General features: G+C 34.2%; 14 protein-coding genes. 10 read left to right on the forward strand and 4 right to left on the reverse strand.

The window, feature by feature from the left end; all coding sequences use genetic code 11:
• Positions 1-145: 145 nt before the first annotated feature.
• From H6F32_RS16945 to H6F32_RS16970, 6 genes are all read left to right on the forward strand, one after another.
• The gene (locus tag H6F32_RS16945) at positions 146-1933 is read left to right on the forward strand and encodes an alpha/beta fold hydrolase (RefSeq protein ID WP_313926663.1); all 1788 of its coding nucleotides are present in this window, start codon (positions 146-148) and stop codon (positions 1931-1933) included.
• A 187-nt stretch (positions 1934-2120) separates the two neighbouring features.
• Positions 2121-2909: a class II glutamine amidotransferase gene (locus H6F32_RS16950; protein WP_190370480.1), complete on the forward strand. Its 789-nt coding sequence runs from the start codon at positions 2121-2123 to the stop codon at positions 2907-2909.
• 587 nt (positions 2910-3496) lie between these two features.
• Positions 3497-4615, forward strand: a complete 1119-nt coding sequence (locus H6F32_RS16955) for a sulfate ABC transporter substrate-binding protein (protein WP_190370481.1) — start codon at positions 3497-3499, stop codon at positions 4613-4615.
• A gap of 98 nt (positions 4616-4713) precedes the next feature.
• The gene (gene cysT / locus H6F32_RS16960) at positions 4714-5586 is read left to right on the forward strand and encodes a sulfate ABC transporter permease subunit CysT (protein WP_190370482.1); all 873 of its coding nucleotides are present in this window, start codon (positions 4714-4716) and stop codon (positions 5584-5586) included.
• Positions 5573-6412 carry a sulfate ABC transporter permease subunit CysW gene (gene cysW / locus H6F32_RS16965; protein ID WP_190370483.1) on the forward strand — a complete coding sequence of 280 codons (840 nt, stop codon included), beginning with the start codon at positions 5573-5575 and terminating at the stop codon, positions 6410-6412. The genes cysT and cysW overlap by 14 nt, the downstream gene beginning before the upstream one ends.
• 201 nt (positions 6413-6613) lie before the next feature.
• Complete coding sequence (locus tag H6F32_RS16970) at positions 6614-6880, forward strand: NIL domain-containing protein (RefSeq protein WP_190370484.1); 267 nt, start codon at positions 6614-6616, stop codon at positions 6878-6880.
• A gap of 68 nt (positions 6881-6948) precedes the next feature.
• On the opposite strand, the gene petJ is transcribed toward H6F32_RS16970, so the two are convergent.
• From petJ to H6F32_RS16985, 3 genes are all read right to left on the reverse strand, one after another.
• Positions 6949-7278, reverse strand: a complete 330-nt coding sequence (petJ, locus tag H6F32_RS16975; RefSeq protein ID WP_190370485.1) for a cytochrome c6 PetJ — start codon at positions 7276-7278, stop codon at positions 6949-6951.
• 234 nt (positions 7279-7512) lie between these two features.
• On the reverse strand, positions 7513-8001 hold the full coding sequence (locus tag H6F32_RS16980; protein WP_190370486.1) for a GNAT family N-acetyltransferase: 489 nt from the start codon (positions 7999-8001) through the stop codon (positions 7513-7515).
• A 157-nt stretch (positions 8002-8158) separates the two neighbouring features.
• A complete protein-coding gene (locus tag H6F32_RS16985) occupies positions 8159-9292 on the reverse strand; it encodes an RpoD/SigA family RNA polymerase sigma factor (RefSeq protein WP_242031162.1) in 1134 nt (377 codons plus the stop codon).
• A gap of 1145 nt (positions 9293-10437) precedes the next feature.
• Between H6F32_RS16985 and priA the strand changes: the two genes are divergently transcribed.
• Entirely contained in the window at positions 10438-12948 is a 2511-nt protein-coding gene (priA, locus tag H6F32_RS16990) for a primosomal protein N' (protein WP_190370487.1), read from the forward strand.
• A gap of 458 nt (positions 12949-13406) precedes the next feature.
• Here priA and H6F32_RS16995 read toward each other — a convergent pair whose 3' ends face one another.
• Positions 13407-13796 (reverse strand): response regulator, encoded by a 390-nt coding sequence (locus H6F32_RS16995; protein WP_190370488.1) that lies wholly within the window; start codon positions 13794-13796, stop codon positions 13407-13409.
• Between the two features lie 434 nt (positions 13797-14230).
• Between H6F32_RS16995 and gyrA the strand changes: the two genes are divergently transcribed.
• The 3 genes from gyrA to H6F32_RS17010 form a co-directional block, all read left to right on the forward strand.
• Entirely contained in the window at positions 14231-16729 is a 2499-nt protein-coding gene (gene gyrA / locus H6F32_RS17000; RefSeq protein WP_190370489.1) for a DNA gyrase subunit A, read from the forward strand.
• Positions 16730-16812: 83 nt separating this feature from the next.
• On the forward strand, positions 16813-17022 hold the full coding sequence (locus H6F32_RS17005) for a hypothetical protein (RefSeq protein WP_242031163.1): 210 nt from the start codon (positions 16813-16815) through the stop codon (positions 17020-17022).
• 99 nt (positions 17023-17121) lie between these two features.
• On the forward strand, positions 17122-17440 hold a 319-nt coding region (locus tag H6F32_RS17010; protein WP_199294612.1), incomplete at its 3' end, for a hypothetical protein.

Consider the following 17440-nt stretch of genomic DNA (forward strand, 5'->3'; position numbering starts at 1 on the left):
AAATATTAGTTATGATAATAGAGGCAATATTTACGCAAATCTCATCTTAAAAAAAATGCGGTAAATTAGCTAAATAGAATACAAAAAGATCATCAAAATAACGAAACTAATTTATTGATCAGGGTGTTTAAATAACTACCAAAATTTGAGCTTCGCTCAACAACATCCCTACAACAGTTCAGCGATGAATATATTTGGTAATTTAGGCAATACCCTGAGAAAAAACTCCTGGCCATTATTTCTCTCTATGTTGCTACCAACTTTTACTATTAGTAATTGTGTTATGGCCGCAGAACAAGTTAATACTTCCTATTTAGCACTAAAAATATCTATTCCTATTAGTGCTTTAGAAAGCTATGCAAAATCAGGAATCATTGATGATAAAATTGCTAAATATTATCAATATATCCCCCCTGATAAGTTACAAAAACTTAGACAGATTCTTTTACAACGTATTTTAATTAGTCCCTCCGTTGCAGCTCAATTTCTGAACAGTCCCCAGGGAGAATTTTTTTTACAAAGACTGACAAGAGCTATTACTAATAAATCTCATTCATCCCAGGCAGAAATTACTAATTTACGGCAGGCTTTAATTGCTGCTTGTGCTGAACCAGAAGGTTTAAATTTATTAAATTTATTACGCAAATATCCTGATAGTAATATCAATATAGATTTAGCTGCTACTTGGCAAATATCTCAACAATTACAAACTATTATTGATGATACTAAAAAAGCGATCGCTCTTATCCAACAAGAAGCAAAAAAAGAAGCAATACAACAGTCTTCTGTTGCGAATATTCCTCATTTATCATCATTAGCAAATACCACTATTACTAAAGCTAAAAAACAAACAATTACCTTTTTTGATCCTCAACGTCATCGTCAATTAGTTACAGATATTTATATCCCTGATCTTCCCCATCCTGCACCAGTAATTATTATCTCTCATGGTTTAGGTTTAGATAGTAGTAATTTCCGTTATTTAGCTGATCATTTAGCCTCTCATGGTTTTGCCGTAATTATCCCAAATCATCCTCCACAAAATAGCTCTTTATCTCAATATAGTCAACAGCAGATTTTAGCAAGTAGTGAATTTAAAGATAGACCTTTAGATATTAAATATATTTTAGATCAATTAGAATTAAATCCACCTTTTCATCAGCATCTTAATTTACAACAAGTAGGAATTTTAGGCCAGTCTTTTGGAGGTTATACCGCTTTAGCTTTAGCAGGAGCAAAAATTAACTTTAAACAATTAAAACAGGACTGTCATCCTCAAAAATTAAAAAACTCTTGGAATATGTCTTTACTATTTCAATGTCGTGCTTTAGAATTATCTGATCACAGGAATAATAATTTACGTGATCCCAGAATTAAAGCAGCGATCGCCATTAACCCTATCAGCAGTTCTATCTTTGGAAAAGCAGGTTTAAATGAGATAAAAACCCCTATCATGATATTTAGTAGCAGTAAGGACACCGTTGCTCCCGCTTTATCAGAACAAATATTACCCTTTTCCTGGATTAATCACGCTCAAAAATATTTAGTAATTCTTGTTGGTGCTACTCATTTTTCTGCTATTGGTAATAGCAACCCCCAAAGTAAACAACTGCCATTACCCCCGGAAATGGTCGGTAATGCCTGGGAAACACATCATTACATCAAAACACTATCCTTACCCTTTTTTCAAGGCTACGTTAGCGAAAAACCCCAGTATTTAGCCTATCTTAACTCTGCCTATGCCCAAAAAATTGCCCATAAATCACTGGAATTAAACCTAATTACATCCTTAAATGATATCAACATCAAATCATCCCATAACATAACTTATAAAAAACAAAATTCACCCATACCATATATAGTTAAATTTGGATTTTGGATGTTAGATATTGGCATTTCTATCATTCATGTTTTAACATTTTCTCATCGTTGAGGAGATCAAGGAGTCAGAAGATCAATAAATTCAGAATAGAGAATTTGCCATATTTTCTGCGAAAATACTTTTGATTTTTACCCAATTCTTCTGTTCTGAACCTTTAGTTTTAGCCTGATGTTTGCGATACCGACTCCTGACTCCTGACTCCTGACTCCTGACTTCTAACTTCTAACTATTAATAAAAATGTGTCAATTACTAGGAATGAATTGTAACGTACCCACAGATATTTGTTTTTCCTTTGAAGGTTTTTCCGCAAGAGGAGGGAAAACAGATGATCATTGTGATGGTTGGGGAATAGCCTTTTTTGAAGATAAAGGATGCCGTATATTTTTAGATTCTCAACCTTCAATTAAATCACCAATTGCCGAATTTGTTAAACAATATCCCATCCATTCTACCCATGTTATTGCCCATATTCGTAAAGCCACTCAGGGCAAAGTTGCTTTAGAAAATTGCCATCCTTTTATCCGCGAACTTTGGGGAAGATATTGGGTATTTGCCCATAATGGTAATTTACCATATTTTCAGGAAAAAAATATTAATTGGGAAAATAGAGGTATTTTTCAACCTGTAGGTAATACGGACAGTGAAAAAGCATTTTGTTTAATATTGAATACATTTAGAAATCATTTTCCTGATCAGCAACCACCTTTAAAAGAACTCTATTTAGTTTTGGATCAAATTACTCAAGAAATTGCTAAATTTGGGGTTTTTAATTATTTATTATCCAATGGAGAGCATTTTTTTAGTCATTGTTCCACCAAACTTTGTTATATCATTCGTCAAGCTCCTTTTGCGGCTGCACATTTAATAGATGAAGAAATAACGGTAGACTTTAATGAGGTTACAACTGCCAGCGATCGCGTCGCAATCATTGCTACAGCACCACTAACTGATAACGAACATTGGACAGTTATCCAACCTGGAGAATTACTAGTATTTGCTCAAGGGGAACCGTTAAAAATATCATGACAGCAGTTTTCATGTATTTAGACCACACCCATTTTAGTCTTCCTTTGCGCCTAATGTACTGAAAGTGCTTTGCTTCGCTAATTGTCCTTTGCATCTTTGCGCGAAACCAGAATCAAAACGTGGTTCATTTACCTGAAAATTGCTGTAAGTAGTTTAGCTACACATCAGCTTGTCAGCATCTTGCTTGCATTGTTCAAAAATAATTACGTTTATAGGACTTACGCACTGTACAAATTCACCATGATGTAAATGAACGAAAAGCCATCATTTCAGGCTCTTAGGGATGCCTTAGGCAAGCGAAGTGATCGCTCAAAAATCATCAAAAAATCACGTGAAAATGCCTGAAAAATGCCTAAGTCCTAGTTTATTCCTTGATAAAATTTGTGATTTTTATAAGTATTCAAAATGGAAGTGAAATGATCATTTTCACAGTATATAGGTATATAACTATAAAATATTTTTATCTTGATAAAAATTTCCTGATAGCCTATTGCATTTGTGATCTATATCTGCAATTATAATATTTACCACAGTTATCCGATAGGAATACTGTTGAATAAAAGTGATATAAGACATCAGGGGAGAAAATGAATTTCTGGCAATCTCAAAGCAAAAAAACACTGGTAAAAGTAAATTTTACTTCATCTAAAAGGTTTTTATCCTTATTTTTTCTGGGTATATTTTTAAGTACAGCGATCGCTGCTTGTTCAGGTCAAAATACAAACAACTCAGATACAAATAACACAACCGCCAATAACCCCAACAAATCTAAAGATGTAGAAATAACTCTAGTATCTTTTGCTGTTACTAAAGAAGCATATAAACATATAATTCCTAAATTTGTCAAAAAATGGGAAACAGAACATCAGCAACAAGTCAAAATTAAAGAGAGCTATGGCGGTTCCGGTTCACAAACTCGGGCTGTTATTGACGGTTTACCAGCAGATATAGTACATTTGGCATTAGCACTGGACACGCAAAAAATAGAGAAAGCGGGATTAATTGAACCAGGATGGGAGAAAGAAGTTCCCAACAATGCTATTGTATCCAAATCTGTAGCAGCCTTAGTTACCCGTGAAGGGAACCCTAAAAATATCAAAACTTGGTCAGACTTAGCTAAAGGAGATGTTAAACTGATTACTGCGGATCCAAAAACATCCGGTGTAGCGCGTTGGAACTTTTTAGCATTATGGAACGCAGCCATTAAAGCAGGTGCAGATACAAATAAAGCCACCGAATTTGTCACCCAGGTGTACAAAAACGTACCCATATTAACAAAAGATGCCCGTGAAGCCACAGACGCATTTTTTAAACAAGGACAAGGAGATGCTTTAATTAATTATGAAAACGAAATAGTTTTAGCACAAGATAAAGGAGTAAAAGTTAATTATATCATTCCTCAAGTCAACATTTCCATTGATAATCCTATTGCAGTGGTAGATAAAAATGTTGATAAAAATGGTAATCGTGAAGTAGTAGAAAGTTTCGTAAAATATTTATTTACACCAGAAGCACAAACAGAATTTGCCAAAGTCGGATTTAGACCTGTAGATGAGACTATAGCAAAAACTCCAGAATTTGCCAATAAATATCCAGTAGTTAAACAATTAGCCACAGTGGAAGAATTAGGAGGTTGGCAAAAAGTTCAACAACAATTCTTTGAAAATGGCGGTGTTTTTGATAAAATACAAGCTCAAAGAAAGTAGTCAGTAGTCATCTATTAGTAGTAAGCAAAAGAATTAATTTTAAGGTTTTAATTGTTAATTCTTCTGCCAACTACCAATTACCAATTACCAATTAAATTATGACCATATCACCGAACATTAAAACCAATAATAAACCAGTGCCTAAATGGCAAGAAATTGTCAAAAATATCATCAATTTACCTTGGACATGGCGCATTACCATAGCATATTTAATAATTATGTTATTTTTGCCCATAGCTGCTATGTCCTTAAAAGCTAGTACAGTAGAAACCTCAAAATTTTGGGAAATTGCCACCAATGAATTAGCATTAGCTACTTATAACGTTACCTTTATTACCTCATTATTAGCAGCATTAATAAATGGGGTTTTTGGTACATTAATAGCGTGGGTATTAGTAAGATATGATTTCCCTTTAAAACGCATAATTGACGCTACTATAGACCTACCTTTTGCTCTACCAACATCCGTAGCAGGATTAACATTAGCCACAGTTTATAGTGATAATGGTTGGATAGGTTCACTACTTGCACCATTAGGAATTAAAGTATCTTTTACTCGGTTAGGAGTAGCAGTAGCAATGATATTTATTTCCTTACCTTTTGTTGTGAGAACAGTACAACCAGTTTTACAAGAAATGGAAAAAGAAATAGAAGAAGCATCTTGGAGTTTAGGTGCTTCCCAATGGCAAACATTTTGGAAAGTGATATTACCTCCATTATTTCCTACTATTTTAACAGGGATAGCATTAGGATTCTCCCGTGCAGTAGGTGAATATGGTTCAACAGTAATTATTGCCTCTAATACACCATTTCAAGACTTAATTGCCCCCGTATTAATTTTCCAATATCTCGAACAATATGACTATGCCGCAGCCACCGTTATTGGCATGGTTTTATTGATGATTTCTTTAGTTTTACTCATAGCAATTAATTTCTTACAGGCTTGGTCCAGAAGATATGACAATAGATAAACCTAGAAATAGCAAAGAAAAGAGTTTTGTACCAGGAATATTAATTTCCATAGCCATTGGTTATTTATTTCTAGTACAATATATACCTGCTATTAATGTTTTTGCTCAAGCATTTAAAAAAGGTGTAACGCCCTTTTTATCTAACCTAACTAGTCCGCAATTTCTCCATGCAGCTTGGCTAACATTATTATTAGCTGTAATTGCATTACCGATTAATACTATCTTTGGTTTATGTGCAGCTTGGGCAATTTCTCGACATAAATTTCCTGGTCGGGCTATAGTTTTGAGTATTATTGATTTACCCTTTTCTATTTCTCCAGTAGTTGCTGGTTTAATGATAGTATTACTGTATGGTAGACAAGGGTGGTTTGGTCATTTTTTGAATGATAGAAACATTGAAATTATTTTCAATTTTCCAGGAATGTTATTAGCAACTGCCTTTGTGAGTATGCCATTTGTAGCAAGGGAAGTAATTCCCGTTTTAGAAGAATTTGGCAAAGATCAAGAAGAAGCAGCTAAAACATTAGGTGCAAATGACTGGCAAACTTTTTGGCGTGTCACTTTACCTAGTATTAGATGGGGTTTATTGTATGGTTTAATATTAACAAATGCTCGCGCTATGGGTGAATTTGGGGCAGTTTCTGTAGTGTCTGGAAATATTGCTAATAAAACCCAGAGTTTACCATTATTTGTGGAAGATGCCTATAAACAATATGAAACAGAAGCTGCTTTTTCTGCGGCAGTAATTTTAGCATTTTTGGCAGTTATTACTTTAGTATTAAAGGAAATATTGGAGAGGAAAACTAAAATTAAAGATGTGGAATAGTTAGCCCTCGGCCGTCAGCGAATATAATTCGCAGCTACACAAGCAAAGTCCACCTGGGTAGACTAATCAAAAACCCAGGTTTTCCCTGTATAGATGCGATTTCTAATCACCCTTTACTAAATAAACGTTAGTTATAAATGTGGTCAATTTGTAAATTGATGTTTGTTAATGTTTGGAAATTTGGAAAATTAGCAGGTTTTTATGAGTAACGAAAATACCCTAAAAAAGAAACAAGTTCGTGTGAGAATTTCTCAAAATTATCATGAAGAACCCATTATTTCCCGTTTAGTTTCCGTTTATGGTTTAACTATTAATATTAAAGCTGCAATGCTAGGACATAATGCCGTTGGAGATGGTTGGTTTGATTTAGAATTACAAGGTACTCAAGCAGAAATTCAAAATGGTATTCGCTATTTACAGGAATTAAAATTACAAATTTGGGATGAGAATACTATTAGTAATTGGTAATTGGTGATTTTTTAGTCCCCAATTGATTATATTAATTGGGGATCTATACATCAGGCTAAGATATTAATTTACTTTTTCCAGCCTGCATCAGCTTGTTCTAATACATAAGCCGCTAGAGTTTGTATTTCTTCTGGTTTTAACTTCTTACCAAAAGCTGGCATAGCACCTTTACCATTAGTAATTTGAGTTACAATTGCTTCAGCAGAATACATATTATACTTCTCTAAAGCTTCTTTCTTCAGGTTTTTCTCTGCTTTAACTAAATTTTTACCGCCAGCATGACACTGAGCGCAGTTAGCTTTGAATAATGCTGCTCCATCAGCAGCTAAAGCGGGGCTGCTGAACGCAAAAGTGAAGAGTGCTACACTTAACAGTAATACGGAGATAATCTTTTTCATTTTGGTGTTCTCTCTGCAACAATATCTGAGTCGGTGGAATATCCTTCATAATTCTCATTTGATCTGGTTGCATTAGTCAAATGACAGGCTGTCAAACTTGGTTGTAATCATTGATAATACTCGATTACTTGATTGATAAATTAAGGGTTTAAGCAAAATGTTAATTTATATTAAATATTAATTTACTTTAATTTACTAGATCCCCGAATTCTTTAAGAAGTCGGGGATCTTATTTCATTTCTGATTTGCTAATTGGCTAAGATCCTTTTCCGATACCCGACAAATTCGCCAATCTTCTAAAATACTTGCTCCCATACTCACATAAAATTTTTGTGCCGGTAAATTCCAATCTAAAACACTCCATTCTAAGCGTCCACAATCACGTTCTATGGCAATTTGGGCTACTTTACTCAAAAGTGCTTTTCCAATGCCTTGACGGCGATATTCTGGCAAAACAAAGATATCTTCTATATAAATTCCTGGTTTAGTTAAAAAGGTGGAATAATTAGGAAAAAATAGCGCAAATCCTACAATTTTATTTTGTAATTGTGCTAAAATTGCTTCTATATATTGACGCTCTCCAAATAAATGTTGATGGAGTAATTGGGAATTACCAGTAACAGCATGAGAGAGTTTTTCGTATTCTGCTAATCCTTGAATTAAGCTGAATATTGTTTCAGTATCATCGGGTTGTGCGGAACGAATAATAAAATTATCAGACATGATCAATTACTTAACAATTAGGGTAGATGAACATTGTTAACTATATATTATATCAGGACTTAGACAACTGGGAAATTGCTAGGGTGCGTTAGAGATCAATAATCTGTTTAACAGACCCCTGACTTCTTAAAAAAGTCGGGGATCTGGTTTTAGAAAATCAAATTAACCAACCTTTCAAACGTTTAGCAATATGGGGGCGGCGTAATTTTCGCATGGCTTTACTTTGAATTTGTCGCACTCTTTCACGAGAAAGATTGAACATATTTCCTACTTCTTCTAACGTACAAGGTTCACTAGTTGTTAACCCATAACGTAAAGAAATTACGTCTTTTTCTCTTGGTGTTAATACGTCTCCTAACACTTCCCAAATTTCCTGACGCATCATATTTTCATTCATTTTTGCTTCAGGAGATTGGTTATCTTCATCTTCCAATAAGTCCATTAATTCTGTGTCTTCTTCCTTACCCACACGATGGTTAAGTGATAATGCTTGACGACGTAATTGTTGTAATTGTCGTAATTGTTGCACTGTGATTTCTAGCGCTTCGGCCATTTCTGCTTCTGAGGGGTTGCGGGAAAGTTTTTGTTTAAGTTCTCGTTGGGCTTTTTTGAGTTTGTTTAATTTTTCTACTATATGTATTGGTAAGCGAATTGTGCGAGCATCATTAGCGATCGCTCTCGTAATTGCTTGTCTGATCCACCAATAAGCATAGGTAGAAAATTTATAACCTTTATCGGGATCAAATTTTTCTGTAGCCCGGTTTAAACCCATTGCACCTTCTTGAATTAAATCTAAAAAAGGCACTCCTCGATTCAAATATCTTTTCGCTATAGATACTACTAATCTTAAGTTAGAACGGATCATTTTTCTCTTAGCAACTCTACCTTGATATAAACGATGTTCTAGTTGCTTTTCTGTCATTTCTAACCGTAATGCTACTTGATTTTTAGTAGCTTCTTGTCCTAATTCTAATTCTAAATTAGCTTGTAAATCTTTTACTTCTTCTAAAAATCTGACTCGTTTGGCTAATTCTACTTCCTCTTCAGGTTTTAACAATGGATAACGCGCCATTTCTTTAAAAAACGCACCCACAGCATCATCATTTTCAGTTTTATTATATCCTGAAGGTCTGGCGGCAGCCATGTCATCATCAATGTGATCTTCCACCTCTAAACTGTCTACAATTACCGCATCTTCCAAAATTACTTGATCTAGATTTTCCAATGATGGTTCTTCTTGATCACTAGCAATTTCTAGTATTTTCATTGTTCCTAATTCAGCAAGATTCATAGTTTTTTAGGGATATTTACTTTGTTTGGTAAATAATTGAACGACAAATTTCTCCTGGTATTTTGGTAATGTGCCACATTTGCCGAGATTATTTTTTGACTTATGGTTTTACAGATAGACACAACCTATAATGATTAATCAGTTTCCTGTAGTTATAGATTCCTTTAAACTCTATAATTCACGAAAATGCACAGACGTTTTACAGGTTTTATGACATTTGACATATCCTAATTCATTCAGGAACAAGAATACAGAATATAGAATAAATCACATTTTTCGCTATGGAAGTGATAATTCCCACAAAACAGATGATGCTTGATATGATCGTTTTTGGCCACATTATCAAATTGAACTCCTGCATTATTCCTATATTTGTCAGTATTCATCAGTCAGTTTTTTTAGGTTGATACCTAAACACATTCTTGCATAATCTTTAAATTATCAAAATGCTGACTGTTGATTCCTTATCTATATTCTTTATTCTTGGATTAATTCCCAATTATGTCAAACCCCCTCAAAATAACTTTAACAAATATCAAAATTTTAGGTACAAAATCCTATATATTAAATTTTCGTATTTTTTTAACAAAGTTTCTCCAGGTTTCCGGTTGTTGTTTAATATTGTTGTTCTTACCATGTTCTTAATTATTGAATTTACCTCTACGAAAATTTACTAAATAATACACACTACCAAAAATCTAATAATTATCAGGATAATATTGATTGTTTAACAATATCCCATATCTAAAAAACATTTAATATCTATCAATGGTGATAAAATATCTACTACTTATTTGGTAATTTTTAAATTTTATATAACTTTATATAACAATTATAGGTAATTTTTTCCTCAAGATATATACATTGTTTTGGTAATTTACGGGAGTAATTTCTTTGCGTAATTTTTATATATTATTAAAGTACATTAAACTAGTTAATTTAATAACAATTAATAGATTTTTGATATTTCACATATCCTCAAGGATATATTCACTAACATAGATCCTCCAATTCTCTAAGAAATCGGGGATCTTTTGGGGATATAAAGTTTACAATTGGCTAAATATGTAGTAAAACTATCATAGTGTCATAATCATCAAAATCTCCAAACCAAAATTACGGGGAATTTTAGGAAATTTAAAGTTATGTATAGTATTAGTGTCAATTTATCTAAGTTATCTACTGTTGCTGAGTCTCAAGGTTTATATCAAACTGCGAGTAATCAAAATAATCTCTATTCTTGGGTAGAAGTTTTGGTAGACTGTCCAGGATGTACTGATTTATTAACCTATAAAATTCCTAGTCATTTAGAAGTTAAACCTGGGGATATTTTAAGTGTTCCTTTTGGTGCAACTCAAGTGGGAGGTATTGCAATTAAGTTATTAAATCAACCTCCTGCCAATTTACCTTGGGAAAAAATTAAGGATGTGGAAGATATAGTGAGTCGTGCTTTTTTTCCTCCTAGTTATTGGAGTTTATTAAATCAAGTTGCCCTTTATTATTATACTCCTTTAATGCAGGTAATTCGTGTGGCTTTACCTCCTGGTTTATTAGGAAGATCACAACGTCGCTTAAAGTTAACTGAGTTAGGAAAACAAGATTTATCTATATATATTAATCCCATTGCACAACAAGTCTTAAATCTTTTACAAAAACAACCAACAGGAGATTATAGTTATTATTATATTCAGCAAAAAATTAAGGTTGCTTATCGCGGTATTCGAGAATTATTAAGATTAGGTTTAGCTGAAAGTTATTTAGAACCTCCTAAGTTAAATCAGCCTAAGTTACAAAAGTCTGTTACTTTAATAAATAATGATCCCCTAGATTTAACTACTAAACAAAAAGACATTATTGAAGTATTAAGAAGAAATGGTGGTGAAATGTGGCAAACGGAATTATTACAAATTTCTCATAGTAGTAGTTCTAGCTTAAAAGCCTTGTGTAATAAGGATTATATTGTCATAGATCAGCGCGAAATTCTACGGAGAGAGCAGGGAATTAAAGTTGATAAAGATGGAGAAAAAACTTTAACAAATGAACAAGAAGAGGCTTTAAAAGTTATTAATTCTTTAAATAGTTTTTCTCAGGTTTTGTTACATGGAGTGACAGGATCAGGAAAGACAGAAGTATATTTACAAGCGATCGCTCCTTTAATAAACCAGAAAAAATCGGCTTTAATATTAGTACCAGAAATTGGACTAACTCCCCAGCTTACTGATAGATTTCGCGCTCGTTTTGGTGATCAGGTTTATGTTTATCATAGTGCTCTTTCTGAAGGGGAAAGATACGATACTTGGCGTAAAATGCTCACCGCAGAACCACAAATTATCATCGGAACACGCAGTGCAGTTTTTGCACCTTTACCCAACTTAGGGTTAATAATTCTTGACGAAGAACACGATAGTAGTTTTAAACAAGATCAACCTATACCAACATATCATGCTCGCACGGTTGCCCAATGGCGAGCAGAATTGGAAAATTGTCCTTTAATATTAGGATCGGCCACTCCATCTTTAGAAAGTTGGGTAAATTTAGGAGGGAAATTTTCCCGATCATCTCACAATAATTCCCATTATTTATCATTACCCACAAGGATTAATTCTCGACCATTACCTCCTGTGGAAATAGTGGATATGCGGGAGGAATTAAAAACAGGAAATAGGTCTATTTTTAGTCGCAAATTGCAAAATTCTTTACAACAACTGCAACAAACAGGACAACAAGGGATCTTATTTATTCATCGTCGCGGACATAGTACCTTTGTGTCTTGTCGCAGTTGTGGCTACGTTATAGAATGTCCTCATTGTGATGTTTCATTGTCCTATCATCACGTGGAAACAACAGCACCAGAATTATTGATCTGTCATTATTGTAACTATCAGCGATCGCATCCTCCCCATTGTCCCGAATGTAGTTCTCCATACCTCAAATTTTTCGGTAGTGGGACACAAAAAGTTGCAGAAGAATTGAGAAAACAATTTCCTGAATTACGTTTAATTAGATTTGATAGCGATACTACTCGCACTAAGGATGCCCATCGTACTCTCATTAGTAAATTTGCTAATGGAGAAGCGGATTTATTAATAGGTACACAAATGATTACAAAAGGACTAGATTTACCCCAGGTTACATTAGTGGGTGTAGTGGCGGCGGATGGATTATTACACCTATCCGATTATCGCGCTAATGAGCGCACATTTCAAACTTTAACCCAAGTTGCAGGAAGAGCAGGAAGAGGGGAAGATCCAGGAAAGGTGATCATTCAAACCTATACTCCCGAACATCCCGTAATTGCAGCAGTGCAACAACATGATTATCATAGTTTTTCTACAAGAGAATTAGCACAAAGACAAACTCTCAATTATCCACCATTAGGAAGACTAATTTTATTAAAGCTGAGTAGTTTAGATCCCATTCAAGTGCAAAATACTGCACAAATTATTGCTGTAAAATTGACAGAAAAGGAAGATTTAGAAATATTAGGACCTGCTCCAGCTAGTATCTTACGGGTAGCAAACCGTTATAGATGGCAAATATTGATTAAATTCCCACCAGATACATTACCAAATTTACCAGATTGGGAAGATGTGCGATCGCTTTGTCCCAAATCAGTAAGTTTAACAATTGATGTGGATCCGGTCAATATTATGTAGGATAATGTAATTGCACTAAACTACTTTTTACTTGACATGAAGAAACGAATACTAAGCTAATGTGCAGCACTCACTTTATAATTAAAAAACCTGAAGTTACAGTAGCACAAGCATCTTGCTTGTATTAATTATTCAAGTTAAAAGCACAACAGCTTATAATATTTTAAATTCCTTGTAATGAATAATTTGTGAAGAATTTTCCATTCAAATGTTGAATAATAGAGGACTGACACAATTGGCACATTAGTATTGTGTGTTTCGACAAGCTCACAAACCATGTCAGACAGTATAAATCATGTAAATAAGCAAATTGTTCATATCTGACGCACCCTACAACAGATTTTTAGTGTGACACTTGCTTAAGTCCTATAATAGCTGCACCTAACTGGTTTTAACGAACTTGAGGTTTTAATTTTTCCCAACCCATGGGACTGCTGACTCGGTGACTCTTATATCTACTACAGCAAAGCCACAATTTGATCAATAAACTCTTGATGATCAACTACAGGCTTAGAAATATAGCCATCAGCACCGCTTTGTTTTAAAAAGTTCTCTCTATCACCTTCCATAGCGTGTGCTGTAACTAAAATAATTGGTAATTTAGATGTTTGTGGATCAGATTTTAACATTTGGGTAATTTTAATCCCATCCACAGACTTACCCTGATAAACACTGTGAGAGAGAGAAACATCCATTAAAATGAGGTGAATTGCTCCAGTTTGAGCAATAGACATCACTTCTTCCACATTTTCTGTATGTTTTACTTCTAAACCACCGCGTTTAGTTAAAATTTTAGAAAAAACACGGGCATTAATTAAATCATCTTCTACAATAAGAACTGTTTTCATGGGACTTTAAGTGATAAAACCAATATAGATGTATATCTAAACCAAAAAGTGTCAGTTTGATTTTTTAGAGCGAATATGCTGATATAACATCAAATACTATAGTAACCTAAGTTGCTAATTAGGAGTCAGCTATGAGCTATCAGCACTTAAGAGTTAAGAGATCAAGAACTAAGTAGTTTATAATAACTTAGAAATAGCTATTTACCAACTATTAACCCAAGTTGCTAGTTATTAATTTTCGGATATTTTGTAGTCTTTAGGGTGCGTCAGACAGAATAATTTAGGTTAAAATTACCAATTTTAAGATTCTGACGCACCCTACTTCATCTAACTGGCAACTTACGTTATTAGCTGAAAGCTGAAAGCTGAAAGCTAACTGATTATATATAGCTTGTAGCTTATTAATGTGTAGTGAAATTTCAGGGAAGAACCTCATGGCAAAACAGATAAACCTTCTTGGTAAGGGACAGGTGATCACTACGGCTCTACATACGGAGATGCAAAGGTCCTACTTAGAATATGCCATGAGTGTAATTGTGGGAAGGGCTTTACCAGATGTGCGTGATGGGCTAAAACCTGTACATCGGCGAATTTTGTACGCTATGCACGAACTGGGGTTAACTCCCGATCGCCCTTATCGAAAATGCGCTCGTGTGGTAGGAGATGTATTAGGTAAATACCATCCTCATGGTGATCAGTCAGTATATGATGCTTTAGTACGGTTAGTACAGGACTTTTCTAGCCGTTATCCCCTATTAGCAGGACATGGTAATTTTGGCAGTGTGGATAATGATCCTCCTGCTGCTATGCGTTATACAGAGACCCGTCTCGCTGCTGTGGGACAGGAGGGAATGTTAACGGAAATTGGCGATGAAACGGTAGAATTTATCGGTAACTTTGATAATTCTCAAGAAGAACCTACGGTATTACCCGCGCAGTTACCATTTTTGTTACTTAATGGTTGTGCTGGTATTGCGGTAGGTATGGCTACGAATATTCCTCCCCACAATTTAGGGGAAATAGTTGATGGTTTAATTGCCTTAATTGATGATCCTGAATTATCAGATGATAAGTTATGGGAATTAATTCCTGGTCCTGATTTTCCCACAGGTGGAGAAATTGTGGGTTATGCTGGTATTCGAGAAGCCTATAGTTCTGGTAAAGGTTCTATTGTTTTACGCGGTATTGTTAAAGTGGAGGAAATTCCCGCATCTAGGGGAACGAAAAAACGCACTGCTTTAATAGTGACAGAATTACCTTTTCAGGTAAATAAGGCTGCTTGGATCGAAAAAATGGCCGATTTGGTGAATCAGGGTAAACTAGTTGGTATCTCTGATATTCGGGATGAAAGCGATCGTGATGGTATGCGCGTGGTTATTGAACTGAAACGAGACGCTCATCCCCAGGATATTCTCCAGCATTTATATCATCAAACCGCTTTACAAACCACTTTTGGGGCGATTATTTTGGCTTTGGTAGATGGCCAACCACGTCAATTGAGTTTACGTCAGGTTTTACAGGAATTTCTCAAGTTTCGTGAAGATACTCTCAACCGTCGTTATCGTTATGAGTTGGATAAAGCTGAAAGTCGAGTACATTTAGTTGCTGGGTTACTTCAGGCTTTAGCTAATTTAGATGATGTGATTAACATTTTACGTCAAGCCCCGGATGGTAGTACTGCCAAAATGACACTTTCTACTCGTTTGCAATTAACTGATGTTCAAGCGGATGCTATTCTGTCCATGCCTTTACGTCGTCTCACTAGTTTAGAGCAACAACATTTACAAAAGGAATTTACAGAACTTAATCAACAAATTAGTTTATTAAGAAATCTGTTAGAAGATAGAAAAGAATTGTTAAAGGCTTTGAAAAAAGATTTGCGATCGCTCAAACGTAAATACAGCGATGCTAGACGGACTAAAATTATCACAGTGGTAGAAACACTTACAGAAGAAAAAACTAGCAGAAAATCTACTACTAGTAAAGAAGAAGTTCAGCAAACCCAACAACCTCCAGAACCAGCAATTTTAGAAATTACTCAAAGAGGTTATATTCGTCGTCTTTCTCCTAATAATAAAAAAGGGAAAATAGATAATGGTGTAACTGAAAATGATTTTGTTGTACAAACAGAAATTACAGACACTCATAAAGATTTATTAATCTTAACCAATAGTGGTAAGGTGTATCCAATTACAGTGGGTGATATTCCTTTAACTACAGGGCGATCGCCGAGAGGAACACCATTAATTACCATGTTAACCAATACCGCTCAAGGTAATATTGAAAGTATAATTAGTCGTTTTTCCTTATCAGAAAATTATCAAGATCAGCAAATAGTTTTATTAACGATGCAAGGAAGAATTAAACGACTTTCTTTAACAGAATTTACCAATATTTCTCGGCGCGGAATTACAATTTTAAAACTTAAAGATGATGATCAATTATCATTTTTACAATTTACAAACCCTGGACAAAATCTCATTTTAGCTAGTTCTAGTGGTCGTTTATTAAAATTCCCCATCAATGATGAACAATTGCCCATCATGGGTAGAGGTGCTATGGGTTTACAAGCATTCCGGCTGTTAAGTAATCAACAGATGGTAGGTTGTGTTAATGTGCATCAAGATGAGGAATTATTATTAGTGACTCAGGAAGGATATGGCAAGATTTTGTCAGCAAATCAGTTAAAATCAGCAAATAGAGGAGATTTAGGTACACAAATTTTGAAGTTTACCAATAAAACAGATCATTTAGCAGCGATGATCTCCCTTGCTGATATTGGGGAAATTGCAGTAATGACCAATAAAGATAAGATTATCCGCATAGCAGTAAGTTCATTATCAAATTCTAAGGATAGTAAAGGGGAGTTAATTTGTTCTCTGAACCGAGATGAGACAATTGTTACTGTGAAGGGAATAGGGAATAGGGAATAAATAGGTAATTTAAGCCTCTTTCTTTGTGGGGGAGAGGTTTATGTACTAGAAGCGAATTTATCTGGAATCTACAAAATAATATTATGACTAATGATGTTAAAATTTATAATCAGTCTAATTCTGAGATAGATTGGAAGTATCTGGAAGCATCCCAGCAATTGCAGCTAGATAAACAAAATTATGGTGCTGATTATATTCATATTTATGTTGATGATATAGAAGGTAGTTGGGAAGATGATTTAACAGACTATATTGTGAACAGGGAAATTATCAATTTGCTTTTGATACTTTAACAGCTTGTGATGATTTGTTCAACCAGCCAGAAAACTATGAAAAGGGTTTAGAACTTTATGGTTATTTGCTGGAAATGTTAAATTTAGAATGTGCAAAAAATGAACTTACAAAAATTACAACCTAGAGTAGCTTTAAATAAAGCATTTCTGAAAATTAACCCCTTTAGAAATGACATTGAAAATTTTAAAACTCATTTACAAAATCTACTTGATAAAATAAATGAAGCAGAATCTGAAGAATTTCATAAACATCTCATTTATGATTTTTTAAAGCATACTTTTTATGGTACAAATCATTTTATTAATACTAAGGGTAAAAATGATTTAGTTATTCATAATGGTAAAGATGCTAAAAGTAATGTAGGGGTAATTTTAGAATTTAAAAAGCCAAATAATAAAGGCGAAATGTTAAAGGAGG

The sequence above is a fragment of the Anabaena sp. FACHB-1237 genome, assembly GCF_014696225.1.
Classification (GTDB): domain Bacteria; phylum Cyanobacteriota; class Cyanobacteriia; order Cyanobacteriales; family Nostocaceae; genus FACHB-1237.

What these genes read in the sequence shown, in the direction of transcription:
- H6F32_RS16950 (WP_190370480.1), top strand. Translation starts at nt 2,121, where the DNA reads ATGTGTCAATTACTAGGAATGAATTGTAACGTACCCACAGATATTTGT.
- H6F32_RS16985 (WP_242031162.1), bottom strand. Translation starts at nt 9,292, where the DNA reads ATGAATCTTGCTGAATTAGGAACAATGAAAATACTAGAAATTGCTAGT.
- H6F32_RS16995 (WP_190370488.1), bottom strand. Translation starts at nt 13,796, where the DNA reads ATGAAAACAGTTCTTATTGTAGAAGATGATTTAATTAATGCCCGTGTT.
- H6F32_RS16955 (WP_190370481.1), top strand. Translation starts at nt 3,497, where the DNA reads ATGAATTTCTGGCAATCTCAAAGCAAAAAAACACTGGTAAAAGTAAAT.
- priA (WP_190370487.1), top strand. Translation starts at nt 10,438, where the DNA reads ATGTATAGTATTAGTGTCAATTTATCTAAGTTATCTACTGTTGCTGAG.
- cysT (WP_190370482.1), top strand. Translation starts at nt 4,714, where the DNA reads ATGACCATATCACCGAACATTAAAACCAATAATAAACCAGTGCCTAAA.
- H6F32_RS17005 (WP_242031163.1), top strand. Translation starts at nt 16,813, where the DNA reads ATGACTAATGATGTTAAAATTTATAATCAGTCTAATTCTGAGATAGAT.
- H6F32_RS16980 (WP_190370486.1), bottom strand. Translation starts at nt 8,001, where the DNA reads ATGTCTGATAATTTTATTATTCGTTCCGCACAACCCGATGATACTGAA.
- gyrA (WP_190370489.1), top strand. Translation starts at nt 14,231, where the DNA reads ATGGCAAAACAGATAAACCTTCTTGGTAAGGGACAGGTGATCACTACG.
- cysW (WP_190370483.1), top strand. Translation starts at nt 5,573, where the DNA reads ATGACAATAGATAAACCTAGAAATAGCAAAGAAAAGAGTTTTGTACCA.
- H6F32_RS16970 (WP_190370484.1), top strand. Translation starts at nt 6,614, where the DNA reads ATGAGTAACGAAAATACCCTAAAAAAGAAACAAGTTCGTGTGAGAATT.
- petJ (WP_190370485.1), bottom strand. Translation starts at nt 7,278, where the DNA reads ATGAAAAAGATTATCTCCGTATTACTGTTAAGTGTAGCACTCTTCACT.